Consider the following 12,727-nt stretch of genomic DNA (forward strand, 5'->3'; position numbering starts at 1 on the left):
ACATATAATTAGTGGATGGCATCATAGTCACTAAAGGCATTTGGTAACCATTCAAATTGATTGCCGGTAGTAGCACAAATATCAAAACGACATAAAGCGGTTTCTATGTTTTCATTTTGTTTAAGCAGCCATAATTTTGCGGCTGCAAGTAATTTTTTTCGTTTGTTTAAAGTTACTGACATCAATGCATTACCGAAGTTATCATGGCGGCGAAAGCGTACTTCAACAAACACCCAAGTGTTTTGATCTTTCATAACTAAATCAATTTCTCCAACCGGGAAACTCACATTGCGGCTAATAAATTGCAGTCCTTGTTGTTGTAAGAATTGTTTGGCTTTATATTCGAAGTGACGTCCTTGTATCCAAGATAAATTTGGCGATTTTAGCATAGCGGATATCCTTATCTATAAGCTGAGGGTGTTGTTAAAATGACACTTTAGTCACTATTTTACTCTATTTTTATCTATTGGCTGATAAATTTTACTTTTAACTTACAATTTATTAAATCAATTGAACTTTTCCTTGTTTAAATTTCAACCACGGTAGGGTACGAAAAATTACGCAATTGTTACTATTTACACTTAGTTTGCCTGTGGCTCCATTTAGTTCGATATCATGTTGTTGTAATTGATTGAAATGATTGGCTAATAACCAGGCATCAATTCCCATAGCGTAAAGACGAATTAGCGAGTAATCAGCAGAGAGTTGTTGATTAGCTTGAGTTAGTAAAGTCGAATTAGCGCCGGCAAGTAAAGGGATTTCACTAAATTGTAAGCCTTCCATTTCCAGATAATAATCGGTGCTTAAATCTGTTTGATGACTACGAGAACTGGCATAAAGCGTTGGACGTGTGCGACTGTCGGTTGCGATATCTATCATCGGTTTAATCAATGACAATTCATCACTTGTGGCGACAATATACACCGCATCAATCGCCTCTGCCGTATCGTTGGTATTTTGCTGTTCGGCAATTACTATTGGCGTGCCTATCATCTGTATTCCAGTACTTTGAGCAGTTCTAGCTTTTAGGCTATCAATATTACCAAAACTTTGTTTACGTACTGGGGTTTGTTTCAATTTTTGCCACTCTTGTGCAAATATATTTGCGATATGTTCCCCAAAAGGAGAAGAAGGGATCAGGATCAAGGGTACTTGTTTGCCCTCTTTTGCTATATGGCGAGCTGCATTAACCGCTTCATCTTCAGGCGACAGAGAAAAGTAACAGACATTATTTTTAAGCGGCATTTTATCATTATCTAATTCATTTAATGTCAAAAGATTTAATGGAGTATTTATTTGAATGGCTTTAAGTACATCCGGTTTTAAAAGTGGCCCGACGACTAAGGTAATGCCGTCCTGTTCAGCTTGTTGCAAGAGTGACTCAATCGACTGAGTATTGGTATCGTATACTTTAACCTGTTGATTATTAATAGGTACATTGTCAATAACAAGCGATGGGGTTTGTGGATTGTTTTCCTGCGTTACATTATTGCTACTGCTAGTAATTGAATCAATAATACTTTGAACGGGATCACTATTTGGGCTATTTTGCTCGGATGAGCTGGTTGCGGTTGTCGGATCGATGGGTAAACCTTTTTGGGCATCAAGGAAACCTTGTAAAATCGCTTCAGCAAATATTTTACCGTTATTACTTAAAGGCAAGAATAGACCAATTTTAGGGTTGCTACTGATTGAAGATTGATGAATGATTTGTATGAGTGCTGTTGGGGAAGTTTTAACACCCGGATTGGCTGGATAGCGTATTTTCCAGTCATTAAATGCATTTTGTAATGCCGCCGGATCTTGGTAGTTATTATGGTATAAATCAAGCAGATCAATCCAACCTTGTAAGACATTTTCATCTGCCCTAACAGCTAATTTTTGAACTTGTTCAGCAGGCAAACTGATTAACATTTGCCAAAAATCATCAATATTTTTCTGGTGATTAACCTTATCTTTTAATAGGGGTTCTTGCGCGATATAGGCGTGCAAAGCTTCAGAAGATGGTGTACCATTAGCGGCATCAATAATTGATTGATAATGGCTGATTTCAGAGCTTGCTTGTATGGTTGCATCGGCAGTTGGTTTACTTTGATCTAGTGAGGAATGACATCCTACTAACAAAAGAGAGGATAGTATCGCTATACATATCAAGCCTTTTTTAACAAAAATTGAAGAACGCATACTTTGTCCAGTAATGTAATTATTATTGCTCAATTTTAATTGGTTATTCGGAATAAACAATGAATGAACCTAATCAAGATATAGTGGTAGAGATGGTATCAACACTATATATTGTACCAACTCCTATTGGTAATTTGGATGATATCACTCTGCGTGCATTGCAGACCCTTAAGCAGGTAGATCTTATTGCAGCGGAAGATACCCGGCGTACGGGTTTATTATTGCAGCACTTTGCTATCAATACCCGCATGATTTCCTTACATGATCATAATGAACAACAGAAAACAGATCAATTAATTCCTCAATTAAAACAGGGATTAAGTATAGCGTTAGTTTCTGATGCAGGCACACCGCTAATTAATGATCCTGGTTATCATTTGGTAAAATCTTGTCGCCAAGCCGGTATTCTGGTAGTTCCTTTGCCAGGGCCATGCGCAGCAATTACGGCCCTTTCCGCTGCCGGTATCGCCTCAGATCGCTTTTGTTATGAGGGATTTTTGCCAGCAAAACGCAAGAGTCGACAAGGGGTATTGCAAGCGTTAACGGAGGAGTGGAGAACACTTATTTTTTATGAATCACCACATCGTTTGTTAGACACATTAGCAGATATGGTCGCTATTTGGGGCGCTGAGCGTTATGTTGTCTTAGCTCGGGAATTAACAAAAACCTGGGAATCTATTCATGGTTTGCCGGTTGGAGAACTACTTGATTGGGTAAAAGTTGATGAAAATCGTTCTCGGGGCGAAATGGTATTGGTGGTTCAGGCATATAGAACACCACAGCAGGGTGAAGTAGTTATTTCCTCAGAGGTGAAAAAAACGTTAGCGTTACTACAGCAATCATTGCCGTTAAAGAAGGCGGCGGCTATTACGGCAGAAATTTATGGTTTAAAGAAGAATGCACTATATAAATATAGTCTTGAACAGCAAGTTAGTGCTGATAGTGCAATCAAGTAGATTAGCTGTTGGCCAGTTGTGATAAATAACTATACAAATTAATGTTAAATCCCTATAATTCGGCGTTGGAGTTAGCCAGACAACCGCTGCTTTATTGCTGATTACCCTAGGTAATTGTTAATAAAGGGGAGGAAAGTCCGGGCTCCATAGGGCAGGGTGCCAGATAACGTCTGGGAGGCGAAAGCCTACGACTAGTGCAACAGAGAGCAAACCGCCGATGGCTATTAAGTACAGGTAAGGGTGAAAGGGTGCGGTAAGAGCGCACCGCGCAACTGGCAACAGTTTGTGGCACGGTAAACTCCACCCGGAGCAAGGCCAAATAGGGGTTCACTAGATGCGGCCCGCATCGAACCCGGGTTAGGCTGCTTGAGTCAGTGCGCAAGTGCTGGCCTAGATGAATGGTTGTCCACGACAGAACCCGGCTTATCGGCTGACTCTAAAACATTAAAAACCCCATTGTGAGTAAAATTACAATGGGGTTTTACTTTTAGGCTATTTAGAGTGCAATAAAATTGATAAACCGATTATTTATTATCAATAGTGTCTATAAACATTGCTTAGTCATTTCAAGTAATTTTTTAACGTCCTCAGGACGGGTATTACCGGTTGCTTTATCGATGATAGAGCTATAAATATGAGGAATAATTTTCTTTACACCAGCATTTAATGCAATTTTGTGAATTTCGGTGTAATTGTTTAAGTCGATACCGCCAGTTGGTTCAAGATAAAAATCACAGCTAGCACAAGCTTCTGCAACAACTTGATATTCTTCGCGATATTTTAACCCTTCCATATTAAAAAATTTCACAGAACTTGTGCCCATATCTTTTAACATTGCAATTGCCGTTTCAACAGGAACAATGGCGTCTGGATAATTTGAACTTAGCGGCCCGGTAGAAATTTTTACTTTACCCACTTCACCAGTTGGCGAAATAAGCGCATTAACAATAGTCTGATCTTGACCTAATAATGCACGACTGGTTGCGGCACCAGTAAATACCTGGTTCACATGTTGCGGCTGAATGACTTTAGCAATCTGCGAAACCATATTAGATTGATTAGGATCGCCTGCACCTAAACCGACAGAAAGTGCATTATCAATTTCATCAGCATATTTAGCCATATCGTCAATAGCACTATTTAAGTCAGCATAGTTTTTTGACAGCACGCCAACCACGACATAAGTTTCAGCGGCTTGATAAATCTCTTTAGCATTTTGGTGAGAGCCTGCCAGAACATTCAGACAAACACGATCATGATAGAAATTAGGGGTTAATTGTTTTCCCATGATTTGACTCCAGTAACAACTTGGCGTATGCGTGAGACAATTGTTTTCAGTTGTTCGTTAGTAACACTGCGGATATCAGCTTCAACTTTTCCTTCGTTGGCTTTATATTCGCGAAAATAGATAGCGGTATCGCCCTGTTTCAATTCTGCCATCATGGCATAAGTAGTTTTACCAATGGCTTTTGATCGAAGCTGATTTCTGCCCGAGCAATATCACGGCCAGCGGCATCCCAAACGATTTGGGCTTTGACGCCTTTGATTTTGTTAAGATCATCGATAAAATCAGACATCCTCTCAACCATTTGTTTGCCGGTCTCTTTTTTGGCAGTTAGGTAGAGTTCAATCGCTAGTGTTAGACCTAAAATACCCTCTTTACCGACTTTCATCGCACGACCAATGCCGCTACTTTGTTGTTTAACCCATTCAACGTATTGATGTTTGCCAATAACTAGTCCGCTAGTTGGGCCTTCAATCGCTTTAGCGCCACTGTAGATCACTAGATCAGCGCCATCTTGATAATAAGTCACTAAATCTTCTTCTGCAGCTGCATCGACTATTAAAGGGATTTGATGTTTTTTAGCAACCTGTGCCGCTTCTTTTACCGTTAGCATACTTTTTTGTGCGCAGTGATGCGATTTAACATAAAGAATAGCTGCGGTTTGGTCAGTAATTTTGGCTGCACTACACTCATTAGCATAACCGGCTTCGACGATTTCACCGCCACCAAGTGCAACCATGGTGTCAACTGGTGCACCAAAATTAACGTTATGTCCTTTTGGCATGACAATTTCACGGGCTACAGGTTGAGGTGAAGTGTGAAGGTTATAAAGTAAATCAGCATTGTCTTTTACTATCACAGCAGCGACGGATTGCGCAATGCCGGCTGAGGCGCAAGAAACAACCACTGCATTTTCTACCTTCAGTAGCTTGGCAATATACTGGCCGGTTTTATTTACCAGATCTTTAATTTCAAAGTAATGATTAAGTCCATAGCCGACACGCTCTGTAACTTCAGCTTTAGGCGTTGAAACGCCCAGTATTGTCATGCGCCCGGAGGCATTAATTACATTTTTGAGTTGATATTTTTCATAAATCGATTGCATATTCAGACTCACTTTCTGTGGAAACAATTGCTTTGCCGCCAACAATGGCAACAACAGGCACAAACTTATGGCTACCAAAGCGTACTTCACCTTCTGCATCAGAGAGTTCAGTACGCTCTTCTTTGAGATCAAAGATAGTGAAGTCTGCGTCCATACCGACATCCAGATAGCCTTTACCTTTTAAATGCAGTAGGTCGGCAGCTTTTTTAGTGACACAATCTATTATTTGTTGTATTGAGAATCCCATACAAAGAAATTTGGTCATCACGAAAGCCAGGCTATAAACTGGGCCATTGATACGGTTTTTATGGTAGATATCGGAACTGATGATATCGGGATAAGTACCAATACGCATAGCTTGTTCCGCGACTTTAAAGCTGAAACTTTCACCACCGTGCCCCACATCCAGGATCACCCCACGAGCAAGAGCTCGTTGAATCGATGGTTTTAAATTGCCGTTATCGTCCAGAATGCGATTAGGCTTACCATTAAAACAGTGGGTAATGATGTCGCCCTTGGTTAACAAATCTGCAATATCATCAAGATTAGGGGGATTGTTGCCAATATGTACCATTAAGGGTAGCCCACTTTTTTTCTGCATTTCTTTTGCTTTGACAAGCGGGGTTATACCATTTTCACCAACCACGCTTTTACTCATGCGTGCTTTTATTCCGACAACAAACTCTGGATGATCAGCGATAGCTTTTTGTAAACTAGCTTCGGCAATTTGCTGCATGTCGGCTAATTCATTTTGGGCAATAATACCTGTTTTAGCAATATTAAGCAGTGAATAAACATTGGTTTTGACTTTACGTGTAATGGCAAAAAAGTGATCAATATCGTCAGCCCCAACACTGCCAGCATCTACTAGTCTGGTAACCCCGCAAGATGCGCCGGCTAGGTCAGGTTCATCGAAGTAAATAGGCGATTCTGGATAGCAATGGGTATGGGCATCGATCCAACCGGCACTAATGTAAAGTTGGCCTTTTAGGTCAATCGTTTTAGTTGCTTGTTCTTCTTTGGCCGCATCTGGGCCAATGGCAACAATTTTGCTATCACGTACTAAGATATCAACGATCTGGCCGTTGATAAGTTTCCCTTGTTTGATAATGAGATCGTTCATAATAGCCTTCTTTATTTTCTTGCTAATTTAAGCGGCGATAGGGAAGAAATAGCCCAGAACCATCGCGCCGAGTATTGCTCCACCGGCAATCGGTTTTTTCCAAATATAAAAAAGTAGTGAACCAATAAGTGAGCCAATACCAATTGGAATCGAAGCTGCCATGGCGGCTAAGATGAACAATGGGCCTAAAAACCGACCAGAGGTATTACCTGCACCCATCATGACATCAGCACCGAAGGTCGAATTAGTTTGTCCAACGGTAAATTTGCGGGCGAACATAATGATACAACCAATAACGATACCTAATACTAAGCCGGTTATCAGTGATGCCCAGAAATTGGTGACTAAAAAGTCCATACCACTAGCAAGTAATAGCGCCGGTACGCCTAAACCCAGCCCAGTTTGCAACGCGCCACCAATATCCAGGATCCCTACCAGTGAGCCTTCAATGATACGAGCAAATAGAAAACTAGCACCAAATGCAGCTACTGCACCAAAAACACCGGTATCGAGACCAGAACGTAGCATCGCCACGAAGGCAACTTCATTGAAAGCACCGAAGCTATAAACGACATACATATGGGTTCCGGCAAAGATGCCGGCGGACAGTAGTCCAACAAACAGAGGAAATGACCACTCTGCATACCAAAAGTCTTTTTTATTGATTTCCGTTGTCATAATTACACGAGTTTCGCAATCTCCAAAAAAGAAGTATAAATTTAAAAACAAGAAAAAATCAGGGTGTTCATATTTTGTCGGGTTATCCATGTATTAAAGATATCTATAAAACATTCTTACAAGTAAGCAGTTTAAGATACTCTGGTTTAGCGTTATCAGAAGTAAGCCCATCGCCTTTATCTCATGACACTGTTAGCCGATGGCTAAAAAGTAGATGTTTTAGACCTAAAGACCTATGGCGATTAGTTGAACCTTCTATAGACAAAAAAAGCCCTTGCGTACTAATTGCCGATGATACATTGATTGCCAAAACACGTAGTAAAAAAATAGAGATGGTCCATTATCAATATTCAGGTAATGAACATGAGGTTATTGCTGGCATAGGTTTAGTTAATTTGCTTTGGCATGATCTGACGAAGGTTGAATCAATTCCTATCAATTATCGTATTTATGATAAAGATTCTGATGGAAAAACAAAAAACACGCACTTTTCCGAAATGCTCACTCTTGCTAAAAAAAGAGGGATCATGCCAGAAGCGGTAGTGATGGATGCTTGGTATTCTAGCCTGGATAACCTGAAATCAATTCGCTCTCATGGTTGGATCTGGGTAACCACGCTGAGGAAAAATAGGATTGTTAACCATAACAAACAACTGAACAAGTTAGACATCTCAGAAGAAGGAACGTCAATACACTTGCGAGGATATGGTTGGGTAACCGTTTTCAAATTTACAGCCAAAAACGGCCGTATTGATTACATAGTAACAAACAAAGAGAATCCCACCCGTCAATACGTCCAATCTATCATGGATGCCCGTTGGTCTGTTGAAGTTTATCATCGAGAAGTTAAACAAAACTGTGGTATTGAACGCTGTCAGGCTCGCACGAGCCGAGCGCAAAGAAATCATATTTTTCTCGCTATTTCTGCGTGGTTTGAACAACATAAACGTCGTATATCTGAAAAAATAACCCTTTATCAACAAAATTGGGACGTAATCAAAAGTGCTATTACTGAGCAAATCCGTGTTTTATTAGCCTACCCAAATTAGTTTTGTGCGAAACTCGTGCTATTAATTAATCTTTTAGTGGCTTTTTCTTTGACGAAAGTTACAAATAACTCATAAATAGCGATAGCTTCTTCATAGTCAGCTTTACTAATCGCCAACAGAAAAATGACATTAGCAACTTCCTTGGTTTCTGCATTCCATTTGATCCCTTGAGGTGAAATAATCGTAACCACCACTGTTTTATTCGCTAATAAACCTAATGAGTGAGGTAAGGCAATTCCTTCACCCAGTAGAGTAGAGACAATTGATTCTCGTTCGAGCAGTGATGGGTAAGAATCGCTAGTGACATAACCATCGGCTTGCAGTTTTTTACAGATTTTCTTAAAAAGTGCTTCTTGGCTAATTTTTTCATTAAGTATGATGAAATAACGTTCATCAAAGAATCGTTCAATAATATAAGGTTTGGTTTGGTTGATCATCGCTAAACGCCCGACTTGCTCCAGTTGATAGGGAGTAGGAAAGGGGGCGATTTTCACCACCGGTTTATTTTTTTCTGCTAATCGAATGGTGGTGATAACAAAATCTTCATCGATGTTTTCTAAGGTTTCATATTCTTGTAACGACAGCGCACGATTAAATTTTAGTTGCGGAAATTCACGCATAATTTTGGTTTCTATCACACGTACTGTTGAGTTGCCTGAATCAGTAACGATTAAAACCTGTGTTGGCCGATGATGGCGGGTACCATAATTACATTCCAAACTTACCCCAATATGAACTGCCAGATAACCAAGTTCGTCTTCACTAATTGGGTAAGGGAGCAGGGTACTGGCACTGCGTAGGGCATCGAGGGTGACATCATAAGCAAGCAACTGTCTTGAACAGTATATTTATGGAGCAACGTTATGATACGACTCATCCCATTCTTGGTTCTTTCTGAGAATCGCATTCAGGATAGTCAGCAGTTTGCGCATACAGGCAACCAGCGCCACTTTTTTGGCTTTTCCTGCTGCAACCAGCCGTGTGTAAAATGCTTTTATCACCGGATTGAAACGAGTTGCAACCAGTGCAGCCATGTACAAAGAGGTTCGAACTCCGGCCCGACCGCCAAAAATGGTTCGTCGGCCACGCATGGTTCCCGAGTCTCTATTAACAGGAGCTACCCCAACCAGTGCACTGATCTCCCTGCGCGAGAGTTTCCCTAACTCAGGGACTTCTGCCAGCAATGTAGCAGCAGTCATCATACCAATGCCTTTGATAGTACTTAGCCGCTCTGCAAGCTCGTTGAAATGATCCGTAATATGCTTATGCATATCCTCGTCAATCCGTTTAAGTTCATTTTCTAGTGCATTGATGATGTTACTGATGCTTTTTCTGTTTTGCGGGTGAGATGGATGCATCCGGTTTCTTTCAGCTACAAGCATTGCAATCAGCTGGCGTCTGCGCACCACCATAGCAGCAAGAATCTGACGCTCTGCATCAGGAATAGCCTGGATAAAACGTGACCGCTCAGGATGGCGGTTAATGACATCAGCCATCTGAGCTAAAACTCTGGCATCTATTCTATCAGTCTTTGCCAGATAGCCCATGGATCGAGCAAAGTCTCTGGCTTGCCTGGGATTGATAACGGCAACATCAAAACCTTCAGCCTGAAGAGCGCATGCAATCGCTGCCTCGAGACCACCTGTAGCTTCCATCAGAATCAAGGCTATGTTGTTCTTTTTCAGTTGATAAATGATGGTATCGAACCCGTCAGGGTTATTGCTGACTCTGAACTGCTCAATGTTATTGGTGCCTGCAATATCCAATGAAGCTTTAGAAACATCAATTCCTACACAAATTGGATTTAGCTGACTCATATTACCCATCCTTGCAAATACGTTATGAATTACGGACAACTGTTCGGGTTTCAGATGAGTGGCTAAGTGTATGCATCATTCGCTTTGCTACGGGCTATAAACCCCAGGGACAATCGGATTACATACACCTTGCCAAATCTAATCGCTATTATTATAACCAAATTTCAAGATACAAGGGTGACATCATAAGCAAAAGGATAATATTGTTTGATATCGTCAAGTAAAGGATTTGGTGCATTAATATTAAATTGTAAACGAGTTAATAACGTGGCGAGATGGGTTGTCAAATCACGTTTTAGTTTTTCATCATTACGTAAATCGTAATTATATGAGTCGTTTATATATTGCAAAATATGAGCAAGTAGTTTGGTATGTAAGCCCGTTTTTTGATTGGGCTGTTCGTTACCAATAATACGTTGTGCTGCAAGTTGCGTACATAAGTAAGCTTGTTCTGCGTTTGATAGTTCACCGCCAAGAAAGTAAATCAGCCCGTTTGAAATTTCTTTGACCGCATTTTGAATAACAGGATCCATTTCATTATTGCACGAGTTTCGCACAGGCCTATAAAATTCTAGAAATGGCTTAAAAGTAATGATTAATCTGCAAGTTACTGAAATGCATAAATTTACTTAATTTACAATAAGTTATATTTAATTTATAAGGTTTTATCTATTTACATATTATGCTGAATTAAACTTAAAAATAGAGCGTTTTTTTATTGGTGCGAAACTCGTGTATTGATAAAAGTGGTTAATTCACGGCCACGAGTAATACGTAAGATAGTGGTAGCACAATTGAAAATGAGATATTGGTGGCCTTCGTTAGTCAGTCGAATATCAAAACGGCTAAGACTATTTTGCAATACTTTATCAATATAGGTTAAATCAATATTATCAAGATAAGTCAGGCTAAATTTAGCGATATCTTTATTTATTTCCTGTGAGAAACGGCGCCATAATATTTCGGTAATACAGGTACGAATCGCCCATTCATTGCCACTTAATTTTATTCCTTGATGGGGGATACCTTCGATCTGGATGTCATGTTTATGCAAATATTCTCTAACGATACTCATGTCCTGCTGATGGTACCGCGACTAATAAACCATTTTTCAGCGATATCATCTGACTTAACTGGTAATGGTAGTATTAATAGCTTTAATAATAACGCATCAACCCGATCTCTGGCTGTTCGCGGAATATTTTCATCATCGGCTATTTTTTCCGTTTTGATGGTAGCAAAAAGCGCTTCGTTATTAATTTTTAAATGATAGCCATTACCGCGCTCATAAACGATGCACGCGTCATAGTCTTGCAAATATTCATTTAATTCGTTGATATCTGAACATATGGTGCGCGTTGAAACAGCAAAACGTTTAGCAAGCTCACCTTGCGATACAATTTCGCTCTGAATATTAGTAAAAATCTGGTGGATACGTTGATTTGTAAAAACAGCCACGAGTAATACCTTTCAATTAATAAAATAGAAAAGTTGTCTGTGATTGAAGATGATATCCTAGTTATAAATTTGATAAAAAGGCTATCACTGACATCCAAATAAATTATATCTATTAAAACAACTGTATTTATTCTATCACTTTTATTGGCTGTCGATCTTTTTATTAAATATTTTATTGAAAGTTATCAATTTTATATTTAGTTTAAATAAATCAATATGCCACGAAAATCTGTTTGGGCAGTTAATTTTACCTTTTGTTCCTGCATTAAAAATGCACCATCACTACAGTGAATATAAGCTATCTTGTGATTGTTGTTTGCTAATTTTACTATTCCTGTAATGGAATATAGATAACTATTTTTTCCTTTCAGACTAAGCGTCATACTTTGTTCTGTTTTTAAATAAATATGACTAATCCAAGTTTGTTGGCGGATTTTTAAGCTATTTTCCGAACCATTTGGTGAAGCAAGTAATGTCAACGCATCATTATTAGCGAGTTTACGTTTTTGTGGCGGGTGGCAGAAATATTCAACGCAGGCATTTATCCATAGTTGTAATTGTATTAACGGTTTTTCGTGACTAACATTGTGTTCGCTATAACTTATATGAGGTATCGGAGATAAAAGTAAACACTCATTTTCAGATTGATGAATGCGATTTCCTTCGCTATCGTGGAATTCAGCGTCGCCTTGTAAAACAAGATTAATGATATCGATATTGGGATAGGTTTTGGCCTGACAAGCGGCTTTTGGCGCAATAGTTTCTCGATTTAATACTCGCAAAGCGCCGTAATGGGTAAAATCAGGATCAAAATAGTGGCCAAAATAGAAGGTATATTGTACTTGTAGCCAACCAAAATCAGCATGACCACACTGTTTTTGTATTCTAGGAATTATCATAGTAATTTTACCGTTCAGATAATTTATGATTAAAAATAATAATTAACTAGACCACGAGTTTCGCACCAATAAATAAACGCTCTATCTTTAAGTTTAATCCAGCATAATATATAAATAGACAGAATCTTATAAATCAAAAGCAACTTATTGTAATTTAATAAAATTTATGTGTT

General features: G+C 39.3%; 13 protein-coding genes, 1 other RNA gene and 1 pseudogene. 3 read left to right on the forward strand and 12 right to left on the reverse strand.

The features are described from left to right. Nucleotides 1-8: 8 nt before the first annotated feature. Nucleotides 9-389: a YraN family protein gene (locus V3224_RS16645; protein ID WP_032115682.1), complete on the reverse strand. Its 381-nt coding sequence runs from the start codon at nt 387-389 to the stop codon at nt 9-11. A gap of 112 nt (nt 390-501) precedes the next feature. Further along, on the reverse strand, nt 502-2,244 hold the full coding sequence (locus tag V3224_RS16650; RefSeq protein WP_334471837.1) for a penicillin-binding protein activator: 1,743 nt from the start codon (nt 2,242-2,244) through the stop codon (nt 502-504). Here V3224_RS16650 and rsmI point away from each other — a divergent pair. Together rsmI and rnpB are read left to right on the forward strand one after the other, a co-directional pair. Continuing rightward, nucleotides 2,244-3,140 (forward strand): 16S rRNA (cytidine(1402)-2'-O)-methyltransferase, encoded by an 897-nt coding sequence (rsmI, locus tag V3224_RS16655; protein WP_334471839.1) that lies wholly within the window; start codon nt 2,244-2,246, stop codon nt 3,138-3,140. The two genes, V3224_RS16650 and rsmI, sit on opposite strands and share 1 nt — an antisense overlap. Before the next feature lie 67 nt (nt 3,141-3,207). Then, an RNA gene (gene rnpB, locus V3224_RS16660) (RNase P RNA component class A) lies at nt 3,208-3,582 on the forward strand. 102 nt (nt 3,583-3,684) lie between these two features. Here the strand turns inward: rnpB and dagF are convergent. The 4 genes and pseudogenes from dagF to V3224_RS16680 form a co-directional block, all read right to left on the reverse strand. Continuing rightward, nucleotides 3,685-4,428, reverse strand: coding sequence for a 2-dehydro-3-deoxy-phosphogluconate aldolase (gene dagF, locus V3224_RS16665; RefSeq protein ID WP_334471840.1), 744 nt, complete (start codon nt 4,426-4,428; stop codon nt 3,685-3,687). Next, nucleotides 4,413-5,530: pseudogene (locus tag V3224_RS16670) on the reverse strand (DgaE family pyridoxal phosphate-dependent ammonia lyase). Before V3224_RS16670 ends, dagF begins: the two are co-directional and overlap by 16 nt. Beyond that, on the reverse strand, nt 5,514-6,653 hold the full coding sequence (locus V3224_RS16675) for an amidohydrolase/deacetylase family metallohydrolase (protein WP_334471842.1): 1,140 nt from the start codon (nt 6,651-6,653) through the stop codon (nt 5,514-5,516). Before V3224_RS16675 ends, V3224_RS16670 begins: the two are co-directional and overlap by 17 nt. Before the next feature lie 27 nt (nt 6,654-6,680). Further along, nucleotides 6,681-7,331: a DUF4310 family protein gene (locus V3224_RS16680; protein ID WP_334472059.1), complete on the reverse strand. Its 651-nt coding sequence runs from the start codon at nt 7,329-7,331 to the stop codon at nt 6,681-6,683. A gap of 74 nt (nt 7,332-7,405) precedes the next feature. Here V3224_RS16680 and V3224_RS16685 point away from each other — a divergent pair, with 74 nt between their 5' ends. Beyond that, nucleotides 7,406-8,380: an IS701 family transposase gene (locus V3224_RS16685; protein ID WP_334469947.1), complete on the forward strand. Its 975-nt coding sequence runs from the start codon at nt 7,406-7,408 to the stop codon at nt 8,378-8,380. Here V3224_RS16685 and V3224_RS16690 read toward each other — a convergent pair. The 6 genes from V3224_RS16690 to V3224_RS16715 all read right to left on the reverse strand — a co-directional run bounded on the left by V3224_RS16690 (nt 8,377) and on the right by V3224_RS16715 (nt 12,554). After that, nucleotides 8,377-9,210, reverse strand: a complete 834-nt coding sequence (locus tag V3224_RS16690; protein WP_334471844.1) for a BglG family transcription antiterminator — start codon at nt 9,208-9,210, stop codon at nt 8,377-8,379. The genes V3224_RS16685 and V3224_RS16690 overlap by 4 nt on opposite strands. Before the next feature lie 18 nt (nt 9,211-9,228). Next, a complete protein-coding gene (locus V3224_RS16695; RefSeq protein ID WP_032115191.1) occupies nt 9,229-10,197 on the reverse strand; it encodes an IS110 family transposase in 969 nt (322 codons plus the stop codon). Nucleotides 10,198-10,361: 164 nt separating this feature from the next. Continuing rightward, on the reverse strand, nt 10,362-10,754 hold the full coding sequence (locus V3224_RS16700; protein WP_334471846.1) for a PRD domain-containing protein: 393 nt from the start codon (nt 10,752-10,754) through the stop codon (nt 10,362-10,364). A gap of 158 nt (nt 10,755-10,912) precedes the next feature. Next, nucleotides 10,913-11,272, reverse strand: a complete 360-nt coding sequence (locus V3224_RS16705; RefSeq protein WP_334471848.1) for a hypothetical protein — start codon at nt 11,270-11,272, stop codon at nt 10,913-10,915. After that, nucleotides 11,269-11,655, reverse strand: coding sequence for an HTH domain-containing protein (locus tag V3224_RS16710; protein WP_334471850.1), 387 nt, complete (start codon nt 11,653-11,655; stop codon nt 11,269-11,271). The genes V3224_RS16705 and V3224_RS16710 overlap by 4 nt, the downstream gene beginning before the upstream one ends. A gap of 197 nt (nt 11,656-11,852) precedes the next feature. Next, nucleotides 11,853-12,554: a pirin family protein gene (locus V3224_RS16715; RefSeq protein ID WP_334471852.1), complete on the reverse strand. Its 702-nt coding sequence runs from the start codon at nt 12,552-12,554 to the stop codon at nt 11,853-11,855. Nucleotides 12,555-12,727 lie beyond the last annotated feature (173 nt).

The sequence above is a fragment of the Arsenophonus sp. PmNCSU2021_1 genome, from assembly GCF_036919435.1.
GTDB lineage: Bacteria > Pseudomonadota > Gammaproteobacteria > Enterobacterales > Enterobacteriaceae > Arsenophonus > Arsenophonus nilaparvatae.

What these genes read in the sequence shown, in the direction of transcription:
- V3224_RS16645 (WP_032115682.1), bottom strand. Translation starts at nt 389, where the DNA reads ATGCTAAAATCGCCAAATTTATCTTGGATACAAGGACGTCACTTCGAA.
- rsmI (WP_334471839.1), top strand. Translation starts at nt 2,244, where the DNA reads ATGAATGAACCTAATCAAGATATAGTGGTAGAGATGGTATCAACACTA.
- dagF (WP_334471840.1), bottom strand. Translation starts at nt 4,428, where the DNA reads ATGGGAAAACAATTAACCCCTAATTTCTATCATGATCGTGTTTGTCTG.
- V3224_RS16675 (WP_334471842.1), bottom strand. Translation starts at nt 6,653, where the DNA reads ATGAACGATCTCATTATCAAACAAGGGAAACTTATCAACGGCCAGATC.
- V3224_RS16680 (WP_334472059.1), bottom strand. Translation starts at nt 7,331, where the DNA reads ATGACAACGGAAATCAATAAAAAAGACTTTTGGTATGCAGAGTGGTCA.
- V3224_RS16695 (WP_032115191.1), bottom strand. Translation starts at nt 10,197, where the DNA reads ATGAGTCAGCTAAATCCAATTTGTGTAGGAATTGATGTTTCTAAAGCT.
- V3224_RS16705 (WP_334471848.1), bottom strand. Translation starts at nt 11,272, where the DNA reads ATGAGTATCGTTAGAGAATATTTGCATAAACATGACATCCAGATCGAA.
- V3224_RS16715 (WP_334471852.1), bottom strand. Translation starts at nt 12,554, where the DNA reads ATGATAATTCCTAGAATACAAAAACAGTGTGGTCATGCTGATTTTGGT.